Below are 16,152 nucleotides of genomic sequence, written 5' to 3' on the forward strand. Positions count from 1 at the left end.
CCCGGTGCGCCCACGGCTCGGGCCTGTAAAAGCCCATGAAAAAAGCCACCCTGGGGTGGCTTTCTTTCTCCACAGATCCATTGAACAACCCTGTGGATAATCAGTGAACAGCAAGTGAACGAGGCGTCCAAGTGCTTGCATTCACTGGCCGCAGGCTAAGCTGCCTGCAAATCAGGCAACCTCCAGATCCAAGGGAAAACCCTCGATTCGGAAGGCGCCTGACACACCTTGCCTCAGGCATCCGTGCGGCGGATCTGCGCGCGCCCTGCCGCCGTGATGTGCCATTGATGGCTGCTGTCCACTTCGACCAGTCCACGCTCGCGCAGCCTCTTGGACAGATGCTCGCGCGCCGCGCTTTCCAGCGACACGGGCTCGCCCATCTCCAGCTTCTTGAGCACTTCGAGTTCATCCACCGTCGGCTCGTATACGGGTGCGTGATATGTGGTTTCGGCCATCGCTACTCCTTCGCTATTCAAAGTCTCATGCCCCAGGACTCTAGGGGGCACGGACCCAAACATAGCCTTGGCCCGGGAGCCGCGCAATCGGTGGCCGCACCTTTTTTCGAGTTGTGGGCGATGATTGCACGCTTTGCGGCGGCGTCCCACAGGCGCCAGGGCCAGGCCCCGGCCTGACAACGGGCGATCCACGCTCTTGCCGCACCCGCCCCATTGGCCGCTCCCTCACCCATCTGACCCAGGAATTCAGGTTTTCATGCTGTACGCCATCACCGCCTTGTTCGCCTTCCAGTTGCTGGGGGAGGCCATCGTCCAGCTCACGGGGCTGCCGCTTCCGGGCGCGCTCGTGGGCACGCTGCTGCTGCTGGCGGCGCTGCTGCTGCACGGCCGCCTGCCCGAGTCGCTGGAGAAGGCCGCCGGCGTGCTGCTGCAGAACATGATGCTGCTGTTCATTCCCGTCATTGCAGGCGTGATGCTGGAGTTCGACCGGCTGTCGCGCGAATGGCAGCCCTTCGTGATCGCCTGCGTGGCCGGTGCGGCCATTACCTTCCTGGCCACGGCCTTCACCTTCCGCTGGTGCCTGGAGCGCCAGCGCGCCCGCGAAGCGGCCGCCAGCCAGGGAGACAAGGCATGAGCGCGCTCACCACCCACTGGCACAGCGCCTGGCAATCGCTGTCCGGCAACGCCTCCACCGCCCATCTGCCCTGGCTGGTGCTGACCATGGCCGTCTACCTGGCGGCCACGGCGCTGTACCGCAGAAGCGGCAACCATCCGCTCCTGATTCCCGTCTTCACGGCTGTGGTCGTCATCGTGGGCGTGCTGCTGGCCACGGGCACCTCCTATGCCAGCTACCGCAGCGGCGTCTCGCTGCTGGGACTGCTGGTCGGCCCGGCCACCGTCGCGCTGGCAATTCCGCTGTACGCCCAGCGCGAGCGCATACGCGCGCTGTGGCTGCCCATCAGCGTGGCGCTGGCCGTGGGCTGCGTGGTGGCGTTGCTGTCGGCACTGCTGATCGGCTGGAGCCTGGGAGCGACGGTGCAGACACTGGTGGCGCTGGCGCCCAAGTCGGCCACCATTCCCATCGCCCTGCCCATGGCCGAGCGCTTTGGCGGGCCGGCCTCGCTGGCGGCCGTGGCCGTGGCCATCACCGGCATTGCGGGCACGATGATGGCGCCGCTGCTGATCCGCCTGGTGCGCAGCGATGACCCAGCCGTGCAGGGTTTTGCCCTGGGACTTACAGCCCACGCCATTGGCACGGCACGCGCGCTGCAGGTGAATCCGACCATGGGCGCCTTCTCGGCCCTGGCCATGGGCCTGAACGGCGTGGCCACGGCCGTGGTCATGCCGCTGTGCCTGGCCGTGCTGCCCTGGTTTTGAGCGCGATTGCGGGTTTTCCCCAGAGACACCCCCACAAGCCTGTGGACAAGCGCCGCCAGCAGCAAGGATAAGTCAGTTAAGTGACTGTCATCGTTGAACAATCCAAAGCCTGCTTAATTTTCAGGCAGGCCGGTGCTCCCTGGCGCGCTGCTGCAGCCATGACGAGAACACGCGCAGGGCGGGCGCGGGCTGCGCATCGGGCGCCAGGGCCGGCGTGACCAGGTAGTAGGCACGGTTGCCGCGCAGTGGCTGGGGGCAGGCAATGATGAGGTCGCCGCGCGCCAGTTCCTGCTCGATCAGCATGGGTGGCATCAGCGCTACGCCCAGGCCCTGGCTGGCCGCCACGGCCAGCATGGAGAACAGCTCCAGCCGCATGCCGTCCAGCGCGCGCGGCGCGGCCACGCCCATGGCATCGAACCACTGCTGCCAGCCGTAGGGCCGCGTGCTTTGCTGCAGCAGCGGCATCCGGGCCACGATGTCCGCCCCCACGGGCAGCCAAGCGCGGCCCGGCTCGCGCGCCTGGGCCGTGGCCAGCAGTTGCGGGCTGCACACGGGCACCACCTCTTCATCCATCAGCCACTGCGCCTGCACGCCGGGCCAGCGCGCCACCTGCTCGGGCGTGCCTGCATAGAGCGCGGCGTCGAACACGGTATCGGCAAACAGGAAGGGCCGCGTCTGCACGTCGATGTGCACCGTGACCTCGGGATGCTCGCGCGCCAGCTGCGGCAGGCGCGGCAGCAGCCAGCGCGTGGCGAAGGTGGGCACGGCCGCCAGGTTGAGCGGCCCGCCTTCGCCCTGGTGGGCCATGATGTCCAGCGTGTCGCGCTCCAGGCCGTGCAGCCAGCGCGAGACCTGCTGTGCGTACTGCGTGCCCGCCTCCGTCAGCAGCACGCCGTGGCGCGTGCGCCGGAACAGCTGCACGCCCAGGAACTCCTCCAGCGCAATGATCTGGCGCGATACCGCGCTTTGCGTGAGCGACAGTTCCTGCGCCGCACGCGTGTAGCTGATGTGCCGGGCGGCCGATTCAAAGCAGGCCAGGGCTTGGGTGGATGGCAGGGCTCTACGCATATCTCATGAATTCAACGCACTCCAATGGCACACATCATAGGGAATAACCCGCAACATGGAATCCATACATGCGCTTTACGCATTCATGGATGAACAAACATCGTTTGCGCCACGCGCAGGCCCGCTTCTAAGATGCGTCGCAACAACGCTCCATGGCCACAGCCTGCCCGGCTTTGGCATATGGCAGCGACCCGCCCTTGACCTCTTTGTTTTTTGGAGAAACCACGCCATGGCCCGCAACAGCTTCCAATGGGATGACCCCTTCCAGCTCGACCAGCAACTGAGCGAAGACGAGCGCATGATCCGCGACGCGGCCCATGCCTACTGCCAGGAGAAGCTGGCCCCCCGCGTGCTGGAAATGTTCCGCCACGAAAAGTCCGACGTGAGCATCTTCCGCGAGATGGGCGAGCTGGGCCTGCTGGGCCCCACCATCCCCACGCAGTACGGCGGCGCGGGCCTGAACTACGTCAGCTACGGCCTGGTGGCGCGCGAGATCGAGCGCGTGGACTCGGGCTACCGCTCCATGGCCAGCGTGCAAAGCTCGCTGGTGATGGTGCCCATCAATGAATTCGGCACCGAAGACCAGAAGAACAGGTACCTGCCCAAGCTGGCCAGCGGCGAGTTCATCGGCTGCTTCGGCCTGACCGAACCCGACCACGGCTCCGACCCCGGCAGCATGTCCAGCCGCGCCTACAAGGTGGACGGCGGCTACCGCCTCAAGGGCAACAAGATGTGGATCACCAACAGCCCCGTGGCCGACGTGTTCGTGGTCTGGGCCAAGGAAGTGACCGAGGACGGCCATGTGGGCGAGATCCGCGGCTTCATCCTGGACAAGGGCATGAAGGGCCTGTCGGCCCCGGCCATCCACGGCAAGGTGGGCCTGCGCGCCTCCATCACGGGCGAGATCGTGATGGACGACGTCTTCGTTCCCGAGGAAAACGCCTTCCCCGAGGTGCGCGGCCTCAAGGGCCCCTTCACCTGCCTGAACAGCGCACGCTTCGGCATCGCCTGGGGCGCCCTGGGCGCAGCCGAGTTCTGCTGGCACACGGCGCGCCAGTACACGCTGGACCGCAAGCAGTTCGGCCGCCCCCTGGCTGCCAACCAGCTGATCCAGAAGAAGCTGGCCGACATGCAGACCGAGATCACCCTGGGCCTGCAGGCCGCGCTGCGCGTGGGCCGCATGAAGGACGAGCACCAGAACGTGATCGAGATCACCTCGCTGATCAAGCGCAACAACTGCGGCAAGTCGCTGGACATCGCCCGCATGGCGCGCGACATGATGGGTGGCAACGGCATCAGCGACGAGTTCGGCGTGGCCCGCCACCTGGTCAACCTGGAAGTGGTCAACACCTACGAGGGCACGCACGATGTGCATGCGCTGATCCTGGGCCGGGCCCAGACCGGCATCGCAGCGTTTTCGAACTGAAGCTCCCCCTGAGCCGCTGCGCGGCTTCCCCCTCTCTACTTGCTCCGCAAGGGAGGGGGACGACGCCCTCGCCGCGAGGCGGCTCTTGCTCGGCGTCTCTCGCTTGGGCAGCGTCCGTCTCGCACGCTATGGGGGATGGAAGCTCAAGCACTCAGCTGAACTACCAGCGGCATCGGGCGCGCTCATATTTCTTCCCTCTCATGTCCTCCACATCCTCCGCGCCGGCCGCATTGGCCGGCATCAAGGTGCTTGATCTTTCCCGCGTGCTGGCCGGGCCCTGGTGCACGCAGACGCTGGCCGACCTGGGTGCCGATGTGATCAAGGTCGAGCGGCCCGTGGCCGGCGATGACACGCGCCACTGGGGGCCTCCGTTCCTGCCGCGCGACGATGGCCAGGCCACGCAGGAGGCCAGTTATTTCACGGCCTGCAACCGCAACAAGCGCTCGGTCACCATCGACATGTCCACCCCCGATGGGCAGCAGCTGATTCGCCAGATGGCGGCCGGGGCCGATGTGCTGGTGGAGAACTTCAAGGTCGGTGGCCTGGCGCAGTACGGGCTGGACTACGAAAGCCTCAAGGCGCTCAACCCGCGCCTGATCTATTGCTCGGTCACGGGTTTCGGCCAGACCGGCCCGTATGCCGAGCGCGCGGGCTACGACCTCATGGTGCAGGCCATGTGCGGGCTGATGAGCATCACCGGCCATGCCGACGAGGCGCCCGGAGGCGGCCCGCTCAAGGTGGGTGTGGCCGTGATCGATGTCTTCACGGGCCTGTATGCCAGCAATGCCATCCTGGCCGCGCTGCATGCGCGCCAGGCCTCGGGCCGGGGCCAGCACATCGACATGGCCCTGCTCGACGTGGGCATGGCCGTGCTGGCCAACCAGGCCGCCGGCTTTCTGGCCACGGGCGAATCGCCGGGCCGTGCCGGCAACATCCACCCTAGCCTGGCGCCCTACCAGGACTTCGCCACGGCCAACGGCAACGTGCTGCTGGCCATTGGCAATGACGGGCAGTTCGCGCGCTTTTGCGCCGCCGTCGGCGAAGCCGGCTGGTCGCAGGACGAGCGCTTTGTCACCAACACCGCGCGCGTGCGCAACCGCCAGGCGCTGCTGGAGCGGATGGTGCCCCTCATGAAGACACGCGGCACGGCCGAATGGATTGCGCTGCTGGAAGACAAGGCCGTGCCCTGCGGCCCCATCAACACCATCGCCCAGGCCTTCGACGACCCGCAGGTGCGCGCACGCGGCATACGCGTCGAGCTGCCGCGCGAGGCCGGCGACGGCATCTCGCGCATCGCCGGCGTGGCCAGCCCCATGCGGCTGAGCGATACCCCGCCCGTGCTGCGCAGCGCACCGCCCTCCCTGGGCCAGCACACCGATGAAGTGCTGGGCGAGCTGGGCATTGCGCCCATGGCCATCCAGGCGCTGCGCTCGCGCGGCGTGGTCTGATCGCCAGCGCCGCGCAGCACCGCCTCCACATTTCTCAGCCCAAGCACCGCCATACGAATGTCCTAAAGAATCACGCCCTCCCACCCGTCGGTGCCTCACAACAAACGTCCACAACATCCATTCAAGGAGACAACACCATGACTCACACCTCCCGCATCGCGCTCGCCGGCATCCTCGGCGCCCTCGCGCTTTCGGGCGCAGCCCATGCCCAGGGCTACCCCACCAAGCCCATCAAGCTGCTCGTGCCCTTCGCGGCCGGCGGCACCACCGACCTGATCGCGCGCATAGTGGCCGAGCCGCTGGGCCGTGCCCTGGGCCAGCCCGTGGTGGTCGAGAACAAGGGCGGCGGCGGCGGCAGCATCGGCGCGGCCGAGACGGCGCGCTCCCAGCCCGATGGCTACAGCCTGGGCATCGCCACCGTGTCCACCACGGCCACCAACCCGGCGATCAACCCCAAGATCCCGTACAACGTGCTGACCGACTTCACGCCCATCGTGAACATCGCGGCCACGCCCAACATCATTGCGGCCAACCCCAAGTTCGCGGGCAAGAACTACCAGGAGTTCCTGGCCGAGGTGAAGAAGAACCCCGGCAAGTACTCCTACGCCTCGCCCGGCAACGGCAGCATCACCCATCTGATGATGGAGATGTTCAAGCTGTCCACGGGCACCGACATCACCCACGTGCCCTACCGTGGCAGCGGCCCCGCGCTGAACGACGCCGTGGCCGGCCAGGTTCCGCTGATCTTCGACAACCTGCCCTCGGCCCTGGGCTTCGTCAAGGAAAAGCGCCTGGTGCCCATCGTAGTGGCCGCGCCCCAGCGCCTGGCAGCGCTGCCCGATGTTCCCACCTTCAAGGAAGTGGGCCTGGCCCCCGTCAACCGCATGGCCTACTACGGCATCGTCGGCCCCAAGAACCTGCCGCGCGACATCGTGGACAAGGTCAACGCCGCCACGCGCAAGGTGCTGCAGGACCCGGCCATCAAGAAGCGCATCGAGGAAACCGGCTCGCTGATCGTGGCCGACACGCCCGAGCATTTCTTTGAAGAGATCAAGGCCGAACTGGCGGTCTACAAGGACGTGGTGCAAAAGCAGAACCTGACGATGGATTGAGCCTGCGCGTCACCCGCTGACCATCCCCGCCACGGCGGGGATTTTTGTTGGAGGGCTCGAAGGCGGGAGCCGCCAAGCGACATCCCAGCAACCTGCCTCCTTACCTGTCTTTTGCCCTGCGAGATACAATGTATCTCACCCCTTTTTGCAAAAGCACACCATGGCAACCACCACCATGATCCACGTGCGCGTGGATGAAGAGATCAAGGCACAGGCCGCCGAAACCCTGGCCGGCATGGGCTTGACGGTGTCGGATGCCGTACGTGTCTTCCTGATGCGCGTGGTGGCCGACCAGCAATTGCCCTTCGACCTCAGGGCACCCAACGCCGAGACGCGCGCAGCCATGCAGGAGGCACGCACCATGCGCAAGGCACGCTTTGCCACCGCGGACGATTTGCTCCATGACCTCGAAAAAGGCAGCGAGCAGTAAGCGCGCAGTCCTTCCCCGCGCATCGGACCGGACCAAGGCTTTCGCCAAGGACTGGGTCCGGCTGTCGCATTCCGGCCGCCATGACATGAAGCGGTTGAAGGAGGCCATGCTGCTGCTGATTGCCAACGACGCCCCCCTGGAGCCTCAGTGGCTGGACCATGCCCTCACCGGCGACTGGGCCGATCACAGGGAGTGCCACGTGGGGGGCGATTTCCTGCTGATCTACCGGCTCGATGGCCAGGGCGCCAACGAATCGATCGTTTTCGTGCGAGCCGGCACGCACGCCGAGCTGTTCGACTAAGACACACCCAGCAACGCCTCGCACACCTCGCACAGGCGCTCGGCCAGACGCCGGCCCGGCGCCGACAACTGGGCGCGCACATGCAGTGCCACTTCCACATCAGGCACGGGGGCGAAGCCGGCCATGCCGTCGAGCAGGCGGTGGCCGGGACCGACCAGCCTGCGCGGCAGCAGGCTGATGCCCAGGCCCTGCTCCACGGCGGCTTCCAGGCTCGCCAGGCTAGCGCTCACATAGGCCAGGCGCCAGCGCCGGCCGGCGGCATCCAGCGCATGCGTCATCTCGCTGCGGTACAGGCCGCCCTGCGGAAATACCACCAGAGGCAAGGGATCCATCCCGTGGCAGGGATGCCGCGCACTGTCTATCCAGGCCAGCGGTTCGGGCCAGCGCGCCATGCCGGGCGCGCTGCCGCTGCGCTGCTTGACGATGGCCAGGTCCAGCTCGCCGGCCTGCAGTTGCTGCCATATCGCCTGCGACAGCCCGCTGGTCAGCTCCAGGCGCAACTGCGGCTGGCTGCGCGCCAGCGCGCCCAAGGCGGGCATCAAGGCATTGCCGGCAAAGTCCTCGGGAACACCGATGCGCAGCACGGCTTCGGTGGCGCCAGCCAACTGCTCCACGGCCTCGTCCATGAGGGCCAGGATTCGTTGCGCATAGGCCAGCAAGCGCTCTCCTTCCAGCGTGCATTCCACATGGCGCCCGCTGCGGTCCAGCAGCGTGCAGCCCATTTGCTCCTCCAGCCTGCGGATCTGCTGGCTGACCGTGGACTGGGTCAGGTGCACGCCCTGCGCCGCGCGCGTGAAGCTGCCGGTTTCGGCCACGGCGCAGAAGCTGCGCAGCAGGGTGGGGTCTATGGAAGAGGGTTGCATGGGGCGTGGGCGGGTTTCAGTGGCTTTGTCACTGCCCGGCATTTGATCATTTAATTTTCCAATTGATGCCCTCCGTCCTAGACTGCGGCCTCAGCTCCCTATTGCCAGCCATCCCCCATGCAAGAACAAGAACACATCCGCCTTCTGCGCCATGCCGTGCAGTTGGCGCACGACAACCGCCTGCGGGGCGGCCGGCCCTTCGGCGCCCTGCTCGCGCGCGAGGGGCAGATCCTGTCCACGGGCGTCAATGAGATCGTGCAAAGCCATGACCCCAGTGCCCATGCCGAAATGCAGGCGCTGCGCGCCGGCACGCGCGCCCAGGCCAACCCCAGCCTGGCTGGCTGCACCATCTACGCCAGCGGCCACCCCTGCCCCATGTGCCTGGCGGCGCTGGTGATGGCCCGGGCCGAGCAGGTTTTCTTCGCCTTCGACAACGCGGACGCCCAGCCTTACGGCCTGTCCAGCGAAGGCGCCTACCAGCGGCTGCGCATGCCGCTGCAGCCGCCACCGCTGCCCCTTACGCGGCTGGACACGGGCATCACGGCGGCCCAGCTGTATGGCAACGCCCCCTGGGCCTGAAGCCATGTCGTCCATTGCGCCTGCACGCACCGAGGCGCCCGCCGCAGCGCACGCCATTCCAACGGCGCTGTGGCTGGCCACCGTGGTCCTGGTCACGCTGAACCTGCGCCCGTTTCTCACGGCCATCGGCCCGCTGGGCCCGCAGATCCAGTCCGCCACGGGCATGGATCTGTCCACGCTGTCCTGGCTGACGCTGCTGCCCATGGCGTTGATGGGGATCGGCGCCTGGCTGGCCCCGGCCGCGCTGCGGCGCCTGGGTCCGCGCCGCGCAGTGGTCGGGTCCTTGGCGGTGATTGCGCTGGGCTGCGCGCTGCGCGTGGCGGGCTCCAGTGCAGCCACCCTGCTGGCCACGGCAGCGCTGTGCGGCGCTGGCGTGGCCCTGGTGCAAGGCGTGCTGCCGGGCCTGATCAAGCGCCAGTCGCCCGCACGCATGGCCCAGATGATGGGGCTGTACTCGGCGGCGCTCATGGGCGGCGGGGCGCTCGGTGCCCAGATTTCGCCGCTGGCCGTGCAATGGGGGCTGGACTGGCGCTTTGCACTGGCGCTCTGGACTGCACCCGCCCTGCTGGCATTGGCCCTGGCGCGGCATGCGCTGAGCACATTGCCGGGTCCGGCGCCCATGGCCGCCCATGCCTCGCAAGACACCGGCTGGCTGCGCCAGCGCCCGCGCACCTGGCTGCTGATGGCCTGCTTCGGCCTCATCAATGGCGGCTATGCGGCCATGGTGGCCTGGCTTGCGCCCTTCTACCAGACGCACGGCTGGAGCCCCGCGCAAAGCGGCGGCCTGGTGGCCCTGCTGTCGGTGGCCCAGGCCAGCGCCGCGCTGGGACTGCCCGTGCTGGCTGCGCGCCATGCCGACCGGCGGCCATGGCTGGGGTTCACGCTGCTGTGCCAGATCATCGGCCTGGCCGCGCTGGCCTGGTGGCCTGATGCAGCGCCGCTGCTCAACATCGTCATCCTCGGCATCGGCCTGGGTGGGTGCTTCGCCTTGATGATGGTGGTGGCGCTCGACCATCTTCCCCACCCCACGCAGGCCGGTGCGCTCAACGCACTGATGCAGGGCGGCGGCTTTCTGATTGCGGCGCTGGCGCCCTATGTGATCGCCCGGCTGCACCAGTTCACGGGCGGATTCGGCGCCGGCTGGCTGGCCCAGATGGCCGCCGTGCTCGTGGTCTGCGTGCTGGTGTCCCGCCTGGCACCGCAGCGCTACGCCCAGGCCATGCGGGCACCCGGCGACTGACCCGCTTCAGTGCGCGGCCTGGAAGCCGGCCGACCAGCGCACGAAGGCCCAGATGCACCAGGCCAGGCCCAGCGCCACCAGGCCGCCGCCGATCCAGCCGATGTTCTGCATGCCCGCATGCATGCTGACCTGGCTGCCCAGCAGCGCACCGCCGCCAATGCCGATGTTGAAGATGCCCGAGAACATGGACATGCCCACATCGGTGGCGTCGGCCGCCAGCTTGAGCACCTGGGACTGCATGGCCAGGGCGAAGCAGATCATGGCGACACCCCAGACCGAGCTCATCACGTAGAGCGATGCCTCATGGCCCGAGGCCGGCACCAGCATCAGCAGGCTGGCCGACAGCACGCCAATGGCGGCCAGCAGAAAGCCGCGCGGATGGCGCAGGCCCCACCAGCTGAACATCACGCTGCCCACGATGCCCATGCCGCCGTACAGCAGCAGCACGGCCGTGGTGACCTTGCCCTCGAAGCCCGCGATGTCCTGCACGAAGGGCTCGATATAGCTGTAGGCCGTGAACTGCCCGGTGATCACGACCACCAGCAGGATGTAGATGGACAGCAGCGCCGGGCGGCGCAGCAGCATGGGCACGCTGGCCAGGTTGCCCGCGTTCTCGCTGGGCAGGCGCGGCAGCAGCCGGGCCAGGGCCACCATGACGATGGCGGCCACCCCGCCCACGGCCAGGAACGTCGTGCGCCAGCCCAGCCATTCGCCCACGATGCGGCCCAACGGAATGCCCAGGACCATGGCCATGGAGGTGCCGGTGGCCAGCAGGCTCAGCGCCACGGCCTTCCTGCCGGGCGGCGCCACGCGCACGGCCAGCGAGGCGGTGATGGACCAGAACACCGCGTGCGACAGCGCAATGCCGATGCGGCTGACCATGAGCGAGGCAAAGCTCCAGGCCACGCCCGACAGCACATGGCTGGCCACGAACAGCGCGAACACGCCCATCAGCAGCTTGCGCCGCTCCACATTGCGCGTTAGCAGCATGAAGGGCAGCGAGGCCAGGGCCACGATCCAGGCATAGATGGTCAGCATCAGCCCGACCTGCTCGGTGGGCATGCCAAAGCTCGCGCCAATGCTGCTGAGCAGGCCCACGGGCACGAACTCGGTGGTATTGAAGACGAAGGCGCCCAGCGCCAGCGCAATCACGCTGAGCCAGGCCTGGGCGGCCGTGGGTGTGGATGACGCGGAAACGGAGCCGGCCGCAGCGGAGACGGAAGGGGGCATGGGGAACGTGGGGCCTTTTTTGTTGCAGCGCAATATTGTGCTGCGCCATGCGACCGCCTGATGTCAGCTGCCGCGCAGGCCCCAGTGCCGCCAGGGGGACTCAGGCTGGAGGCAGGTGGCAGACGGCCTCGATGTTGTGGCCGTCGGGGTCGAGCACGAAGGCCGCGTAATAGTCGTCGTGGTAGTGCGGTCGCAGGCCGGGCTCGCCGTTGCAGCGCCCGCCTGCCGCCAGGGCCGCCGCATGGAAGTCATCGACCATGTGGCGGTTGTCCACGCGGAAGGCCACATGGATGGGCGGCTGGTTGGGCGTGCCCCCGCTGATCCAGAAATCGGGCTTGGGCGGCTCGCCGAAGCCCGCAGTGTCTGTATGGCCCGTGACTTCGGCAGAAAGCTCCATGAGGATTTCATAGCCCAGCGGCGCCAGGACGCGTGCATAGAAATCCTTGCTGCGCTCGAAGTCCGATACGAGGATTCCCGTGTGGTCGATCATGGCTGTGCTCCTGCCTGTTCATGACGGACACCAGCATGCCATGGAGACCGCTGCGGCACCAGTGGACTGGCGCAGGTGTTCAGTAAGCGACGGTGAAACGCTGGCGCAGGTGCAGGCCCTTGTCCAGCGCGTCGACCAGGGCCACGGCCAGGTCCGCTGCCGAAATCGTGCCGGGCTGGCCATCGGCCTGCATCAGCGGCTCATCCTTGCCCGTGCGGTATTGGCCTGTGCGTTCGCCATGGTCGCCCAGGTGCAGGGCAATGGGCGGGCTCAGCATCGTCCAGTCCAGGCCCTGCTCCTTTTGCAGATCGTTGAGGGCATCGCGGGCAGCCGAGGCGCCAGGCTTGATGGCGGCCGGGAACTCGGGCGTGTCCACCAGTTGCTTGCCGGGTGCGATGTAGAGGCTGCCTGCGCCGCCGACCACCAGGTAGCGCTTGATGCCGGCCGCCTTGGTGCCCGCCACGATGGCGCGCGAGCCGCGCATGAAATCCTCATAGATGTCGGGATTGCCCCAGCCCGCGTTGTAGGCGCTGACCACGGCGTCCGCGCCCGCCACGGCGCGCTGCACGGCGGCGGCGTCCAGTACATCGGCCTGCACGGCCTGCAGCCGCGGCTGGGCCGCCAGCTTGGCGGGGTCGCGCACCAGGGCCACGACCTCATGGCCGCGCTGCAGCAGCTCCTTCAATACCGCCGAACCCACAAAGCCGGTTGCGCCAATCAATGCCACTTTCATCTTCGGTCCTTTATGGCGCCAGGGCGCCTGTTCACGATGGCATTGAGATTACGCCGTTCACAATGCATGCGGTAGACGGCAATTTTTACCAAGACCTTGAAGTGCAGCTTCACAATACAGCCCATGGATGACTACAAACGCATGGCCGTTTTCGCCGCCGTGGTGCAGCACGGCTCCATGAGCGCCGCCGCGCGTGCCCTGGGCATGAGCCCCTCGGCCGTGAGCCAGCAGGTGCGCCAGCTCGAACGCGATGGCGGCGTCACCCTGCTGCACCGCTCCACCCGGCAGATCGCGCTGACCGACACCGGCGAGCGCTACTACCAGCAGTGCGCCGCCATGGCCCAGGCCGCCAGCCAGGCGCGGGCCGAGCTGGCGGCCGCGCGCGACGAGCCCGGCGGCGAGCTGCGCCTGTCAGCCACCGTGGGCTTTGCCCGCCACATCGCGCCGGCCCTGGGCCACTGGCTGGCTCGGCACCCCGCACTGCGCCTGCACCTGGATGTGGACGACGCGCCCATCGACCTCATACAAAGCCGCATCGACCTGGCCTTGCGCTTCGGCCGGCTGGCCGATTCCGGCTGGGCCGCCCGGCGCCTGGGCGCCATGCGCAATTGGCTGTGCGCCTCGCCCGCATGGATACAGGCCCAGGGTGGCGGCGCGGCCTGGCGCCACCCGGCACCGCTGGCCAGCATGCGCTGGCTGGGCCTGGCGCGCGAGGGCCAGGGCCAGGCCCTGCGTGCCGAGGCGCGCCACCCTGACACGGGCGAGACCTACAGCCTGCAGGTGCTGCCGCATGTGGCCAGCAACAACCAGCTGTCCATCCAGCAGATGTGCGAGGCGGGCCTTGGCCTGGCCCTGCTGGGCAGCATGGACGTGGCCGACACGGTGGCCGAAGGCCGCCTGGTGCGCCTGCTGCCCGACTGGGACTTCGGCGGCCTGGACATCTGGGCCGTCACCCCGCAGCGCCAGGCCCAGCCCGCCAAGGTGCGCCAGGCCATCGCTGCCTTGCAGGCCTATCTGGCCCGGTTGCCGGGCGTGGTCGATGCGCCGGCCCCGGCCTGAGGATCATGGACAGCGCACGAAAAAAAGCCCGCACGGGGCGGGCATGAAAACGAAGGAAGGACGCTCGCTCAGTCGAGGGCTGTCTTCTGGCCGTTCTTGAACACGCTCAGCGTGTACGAGGGGTTCTTCATCTCGCCGTTCTTCTCGAAGGCGATCTTCGAGGTCACGCCCGAGTAGTCGGCTTTTTGCAGGAAGGGGATGTAGACCTTGGGGTCCCAGGAGTTGGCGCGCTTCATGGCGTCGGCCAGCATCATGGTGGCGTCGTAGAAGTACGGGCTGTAGACCTGGAACTGGCCGGGGTACTTGGCGTCGTAGCGCTTTTTCCATTCCGTGCCGCCGGGCATCTTGGCCAGCGAGGCGCCGCCATCGGCGCAGATCACGTTGTCCAGCGGCTTGGCACCGGCCGCCACCTTGGCCAGCTCGGGCACGCACAGGCCGTCGCCGCCGAAGTACTTGGCATCGTTCAGGCCCAGCTGGGCCATCTGGCGCAGCATGGGGCCGGCCTGGCCGTACATGCCGCCGTAGAAGATGCCGTCGGGCTTCTTGGCCTTGATCGAGGTCAGGATGGCCATGAAGTCCGTGGCCTTGTCGTTCGTGAACTCCGAGGCCACGACCTTCACGCCCAGCTTTTCCGCATCCTTCTTGAACACATTGGCCAGGCCCTGGCCATAGGCCGTGCGGTCATCGATGATGGCCACGGTCTTGAGCTTGAGCGTCTGCGCCGCGTACTTGGCCAGTGCCGCGCCCAGCGCGTTGTCATTGGCGATCACGCGGTAGGTGGTGTTCCAGCCGGGCTTGGTCAGGTCGGGGTTGGTGGCCGCGCCCGTGATCATGGGAATGCCGCAGTCCTGGAAGACCTTGGACGAGGGAATGGCCACGCCCGAGTTGAGGAAGGCCACGGCGCCGGCGACCTTGTCGTCGCACAGCTTCTGCGAGGCGGCCGTGCCCTGCTTGGGATCGGCCACATCGTCCTCGGCCACCAGCTGGAACTTGACCTTCTTGCCGGCGATCTCCATGCCCTTGGCATTGAGCTCGTCGATGGCCATGCGCACGCCGTTTTCGTTGTCCTTGCCGAAATTGGCCTGGGGACCGGACACCGGGCCGATGTGGCCGATGCGGATCACCTGCTCCTGGGCCATGGCCACGCCACCCATGCCGGCCACGACGGCCGCAATACACAACTTCCGGGACATCTTCATCGCGCACTCCTCAGTTGAAACAGGCCGTCACGTTATTCCCGTCATCGCGGCTTGGCAATGCCGCGTGACGGGGCCGCGACACTCGGCACCAACTCAGTGTTTACGAGCATCCGTCCCCACCCAAAGCTGTGCTGGGTGGCGCGCCGCAACCGGCGACGCAGGCGACGCTTGCAACTCAGGCCGCGCGGGCCTGGCCCAGCGCCTGCACCTGGGCCAGCTGGTCCAGGGCCGCCAGGCAGGCATGGGCCACCTCCACGCCCTTCTTCACGAAGTGGGCGCGGAAGAACTCCACATGGTCGCCGTGCTCGTGGAAGTCGCGCGGCGTGAGCACGGCGGAGAACACCGGCACCTCGGTGTCGAGCTGCACGCGCATCAGCCCGTCGATCACGGCCGAGGACACGAACTCATGGCGGTAGATGCCGCCATTGACCACCAGAGCGCAGGCGATGATGGCGTCGAAGCGGCCAGTGTCGGCCAGCTTCTTGGCCAGCAGCGGGATCTCGAAGGCGCCGGGCACATTGAAGTGGCTGATGTTCTGCGCGGCCACGCCCTGGGCCTGCAGCTCGGCCGCCATGGAGTCGCGCGCCTGGTGCACGACATCGGTATGCCAGCTCGCGCAGATGACGGCCACGCGGCTGCGGCCCGCGACGGCCCTCCACGGCGTGCCCGAGGCCGTGCCGTGTGCGGAGAAATTCAAGGAGACAGGAGTCTGATTCATGGTGCTCTTTCAAGATGAGACAAATGAATCAGGGCGCGCGCCATGGCGCCGCATGGCGCGGCGCAGCCCATGGGAAAACCATGAGCATGGCGCCTGCCATGCAGGTGCTGCGCGATCTCTTTCATCCGGACTGTGACCGTCGGCTCTGGCATCTCACCAGATCTGCTGACCCCGGCCGGCCTTGCGGCTTGCCGGGCGCTCGCGGGCTCCTGGACACATGCCGAAAGACAGATCCAGATACCGCCGGTGGGGAATTTCGCCCCGCCCTGAGAACGCTGCTTTGCGGCGCACGGACTGCGCACCGCCAAAGACAGAGGCCATTCTAGCCGCGCCCGCAAGCCATTGCCGCGATCGGGGCGGCAGGCGCCCTTGCGCACCACGCCTGCGCAATTCATCTGGCAACACCTACAGAATATGGGCGAAT

Annotated in this window: 18 protein-coding genes and 1 riboswitch; of the genes, 10 read left to right on the forward strand and 8 right to left on the reverse strand. The window is 67.4% G+C overall.

The window, feature by feature from the left end:
• Positions 1-233: 233 nt before the first annotated feature.
• The gene (locus tag INR38_RS15365) at positions 234-455 is read right to left on the reverse strand and encodes a hypothetical protein (protein WP_012204134.1); all 222 of its coding nucleotides are present in this window, start codon (positions 453-455) and stop codon (positions 234-236) included.
• A 256-nt stretch (positions 456-711) separates the two neighbouring features.
• On the opposite strand from INR38_RS15365, the gene INR38_RS15370 reads away from it, so the two are divergent.
• Positions 712-1,089 (forward strand): CidA/LrgA family protein, encoded by a 378-nt coding sequence (locus INR38_RS15370; RefSeq protein WP_016448957.1) that lies wholly within the window; start codon positions 712-714, stop codon positions 1,087-1,089.
• Positions 1,086-1,832: an LrgB family protein gene (locus tag INR38_RS15375; protein ID WP_207442027.1), complete on the forward strand. Its 747-nt coding sequence runs from the start codon at positions 1,086-1,088 to the stop codon at positions 1,830-1,832. Before INR38_RS15370 ends, INR38_RS15375 begins: the two co-directional genes overlap by 4 nt.
• Before the next feature lie 120 nt (positions 1,833-1,952).
• Here the strand turns inward: INR38_RS15375 and INR38_RS15380 are convergent, their stop codons facing one another.
• Positions 1,953-2,900, reverse strand: coding sequence for a LysR substrate-binding domain-containing protein (locus INR38_RS15380; RefSeq protein ID WP_012204131.1), 948 nt, complete (start codon positions 2,898-2,900; stop codon positions 1,953-1,955).
• A 229-nt stretch (positions 2,901-3,129) separates the two neighbouring features.
• On the opposite strand from INR38_RS15380, the gene INR38_RS15385 reads away from it, so the two are divergent.
• The 5 genes from INR38_RS15385 to INR38_RS15405 all read left to right on the forward strand — a co-directional run bounded on the left by INR38_RS15385 (position 3,130) and on the right by INR38_RS15405 (position 7,617).
• Positions 3,130-4,326, forward strand: a complete 1,197-nt coding sequence (locus INR38_RS15385; protein WP_013803645.1) for an acyl-CoA dehydrogenase — start codon at positions 3,130-3,132, stop codon at positions 4,324-4,326.
• A 200-nt stretch (positions 4,327-4,526) separates the two neighbouring features.
• Positions 4,527-5,774: a CaiB/BaiF CoA-transferase family protein gene (locus tag INR38_RS15390; protein ID WP_207442025.1), complete on the forward strand. Its 1,248-nt coding sequence runs from the start codon at positions 4,527-4,529 to the stop codon at positions 5,772-5,774.
• A 137-nt stretch (positions 5,775-5,911) separates the two neighbouring features.
• On the forward strand, positions 5,912-6,886 hold the full coding sequence (locus INR38_RS15395; RefSeq protein WP_012204128.1) for a tripartite tricarboxylate transporter substrate binding protein BugE: 975 nt from the start codon (positions 5,912-5,914) through the stop codon (positions 6,884-6,886).
• Positions 6,887-7,046: 160 nt separating this feature from the next.
• Positions 7,047-7,316: a type II toxin-antitoxin system RelB/DinJ family antitoxin gene (locus tag INR38_RS15400; RefSeq protein ID WP_099735190.1), complete on the forward strand. Its 270-nt coding sequence runs from the start codon at positions 7,047-7,049 to the stop codon at positions 7,314-7,316.
• Positions 7,288-7,617: a type II toxin-antitoxin system YafQ family toxin gene (locus tag INR38_RS15405; protein WP_199960598.1), complete on the forward strand. Its 330-nt coding sequence runs from the start codon at positions 7,288-7,290 to the stop codon at positions 7,615-7,617. The genes INR38_RS15400 and INR38_RS15405 overlap by 29 nt, the downstream gene beginning before the upstream one ends.
• On the opposite strand, the gene INR38_RS15410 is transcribed toward INR38_RS15405, so the two are convergent.
• A complete protein-coding gene (locus tag INR38_RS15410) occupies positions 7,614-8,480 on the reverse strand; it encodes a LysR substrate-binding domain-containing protein (RefSeq protein WP_207442023.1) in 867 nt (288 codons plus the stop codon). The genes INR38_RS15405 and INR38_RS15410 overlap by 4 nt on opposite strands.
• 117 nt (positions 8,481-8,597) lie before the next feature.
• On the opposite strand from INR38_RS15410, the gene INR38_RS15415 reads away from it, so the two are divergent.
• Together INR38_RS15415 and INR38_RS15420 are read left to right on the forward strand one after the other, a co-directional pair.
• On the forward strand, positions 8,598-9,059 hold the full coding sequence (locus INR38_RS15415; RefSeq protein WP_207442022.1) for a nucleoside deaminase: 462 nt from the start codon (positions 8,598-8,600) through the stop codon (positions 9,057-9,059).
• Between the two features lie 4 nt (positions 9,060-9,063).
• Positions 9,064-10,299, forward strand: coding sequence for a cyanate transporter (locus INR38_RS15420; RefSeq protein WP_207442020.1), 1,236 nt, complete (start codon positions 9,064-9,066; stop codon positions 10,297-10,299).
• Positions 10,300-10,305: 6 nt separating this feature from the next.
• On the opposite strand, the gene INR38_RS15425 is transcribed toward INR38_RS15420, so the two are convergent.
• From INR38_RS15425 to INR38_RS15435, 3 genes are all read right to left on the reverse strand, one after another.
• A complete protein-coding gene (locus INR38_RS15425; protein WP_012204124.1) occupies positions 10,306-11,529 on the reverse strand; it encodes a sugar transporter in 1,224 nt (407 codons plus the stop codon).
• A 100-nt stretch (positions 11,530-11,629) separates the two neighbouring features.
• Positions 11,630-12,019 (reverse strand): VOC family protein, encoded by a 390-nt coding sequence (locus INR38_RS15430; RefSeq protein ID WP_207442018.1) that lies wholly within the window; start codon positions 12,017-12,019, stop codon positions 11,630-11,632.
• A 79-nt stretch (positions 12,020-12,098) separates the two neighbouring features.
• Positions 12,099-12,752, reverse strand: a complete 654-nt coding sequence (locus INR38_RS15435) for an NAD(P)-dependent oxidoreductase (RefSeq protein ID WP_012204122.1) — start codon at positions 12,750-12,752, stop codon at positions 12,099-12,101.
• A gap of 123 nt (positions 12,753-12,875) precedes the next feature.
• On the opposite strand from INR38_RS15435, the gene INR38_RS15440 reads away from it, so the two are divergent.
• On the forward strand, positions 12,876-13,811 hold the full coding sequence (locus INR38_RS15440; protein WP_063326895.1) for a LysR family transcriptional regulator: 936 nt from the start codon (positions 12,876-12,878) through the stop codon (positions 13,809-13,811).
• A 68-nt stretch (positions 13,812-13,879) separates the two neighbouring features.
• On the opposite strand, the gene INR38_RS15445 is transcribed toward INR38_RS15440, so the two are convergent.
• Together INR38_RS15445 and INR38_RS15450 are read right to left on the reverse strand one after the other, a co-directional pair.
• Positions 13,880-15,010, reverse strand: a complete 1,131-nt coding sequence (locus INR38_RS15445) for a branched-chain amino acid ABC transporter substrate-binding protein (protein ID WP_013803650.1) — start codon at positions 15,008-15,010, stop codon at positions 13,880-13,882.
• 175 nt (positions 15,011-15,185) lie between these two features.
• Entirely contained in the window at positions 15,186-15,728 is a 543-nt protein-coding gene (locus tag INR38_RS15450) for a 6,7-dimethyl-8-ribityllumazine synthase (protein ID WP_012204119.1), read from the reverse strand.
• Positions 15,729-15,837: 109 nt separating this feature from the next.
• Positions 15,838-16,006, reverse strand: a riboswitch (FMN riboswitch).
• Positions 16,007-16,152 lie beyond the last annotated feature (146 nt).

The sequence above is a fragment of the Delftia sp. SD018 genome (genome assembly GCF_017355445.1).
Lineage (GTDB): Bacteria > Pseudomonadota > Gammaproteobacteria > Burkholderiales > Burkholderiaceae_C > Comamonas > Comamonas acidovorans.

Coding starts and splice junctions, on each gene's coding strand:
- INR38_RS15410 (WP_207442023.1), bottom strand. CDS start 8,480: ATGCAACCCTCTTCCATAGACCCCACCCTGCTGCGCAGCTTCTGCGCC.
- INR38_RS15415 (WP_207442022.1), top strand. CDS start 8,598: ATGCAAGAACAAGAACACATCCGCCTTCTGCGCCATGCCGTGCAGTTG.
- INR38_RS15420 (WP_207442020.1), top strand. CDS start 9,064: ATGTCGTCCATTGCGCCTGCACGCACCGAGGCGCCCGCCGCAGCGCAC.
- INR38_RS15380 (WP_012204131.1), bottom strand. CDS start 2,900: ATGCGTAGAGCCCTGCCATCCACCCAAGCCCTGGCCTGCTTTGAATCG.
- INR38_RS15405 (WP_199960598.1), top strand. CDS start 7,288: ATGACCTCGAAAAAGGCAGCGAGCAGTAAGCGCGCAGTCCTTCCCCGC.
- INR38_RS15435 (WP_012204122.1), bottom strand. CDS start 12,752: ATGAAAGTGGCATTGATTGGCGCAACCGGCTTTGTGGGTTCGGCGGTA.
- INR38_RS15400 (WP_099735190.1), top strand. CDS start 7,047: ATGGCAACCACCACCATGATCCACGTGCGCGTGGATGAAGAGATCAAG.
- INR38_RS15425 (WP_012204124.1), bottom strand. CDS start 11,529: ATGCCCCCTTCCGTCTCCGCTGCGGCCGGCTCCGTTTCCGCGTCATCC.
- INR38_RS15390 (WP_207442025.1), top strand. CDS start 4,527: ATGTCCTCCACATCCTCCGCGCCGGCCGCATTGGCCGGCATCAAGGTG.
- INR38_RS15375 (WP_207442027.1), top strand. CDS start 1,086: ATGAGCGCGCTCACCACCCACTGGCACAGCGCCTGGCAATCGCTGTCC.
- INR38_RS15365 (WP_012204134.1), bottom strand. CDS start 455: ATGGCCGAAACCACATATCACGCACCCGTATACGAGCCGACGGTGGAT.
- INR38_RS15430 (WP_207442018.1), bottom strand. CDS start 12,019: ATGATCGACCACACGGGAATCCTCGTATCGGACTTCGAGCGCAGCAAG.
- INR38_RS15445 (WP_013803650.1), bottom strand. CDS start 15,010: ATGAAGATGTCCCGGAAGTTGTGTATTGCGGCCGTCGTGGCCGGCATG.
- INR38_RS15370 (WP_016448957.1), top strand. CDS start 712: ATGCTGTACGCCATCACCGCCTTGTTCGCCTTCCAGTTGCTGGGGGAG.
- INR38_RS15440 (WP_063326895.1), top strand. CDS start 12,876: ATGGATGACTACAAACGCATGGCCGTTTTCGCCGCCGTGGTGCAGCAC.
- INR38_RS15395 (WP_012204128.1), top strand. CDS start 5,912: ATGACTCACACCTCCCGCATCGCGCTCGCCGGCATCCTCGGCGCCCTC.
- INR38_RS15385 (WP_013803645.1), top strand. CDS start 3,130: ATGGCCCGCAACAGCTTCCAATGGGATGACCCCTTCCAGCTCGACCAG.
- INR38_RS15450 (WP_012204119.1), bottom strand. CDS start 15,728: ATGAATCAGACTCCTGTCTCCTTGAATTTCTCCGCACACGGCACGGCC.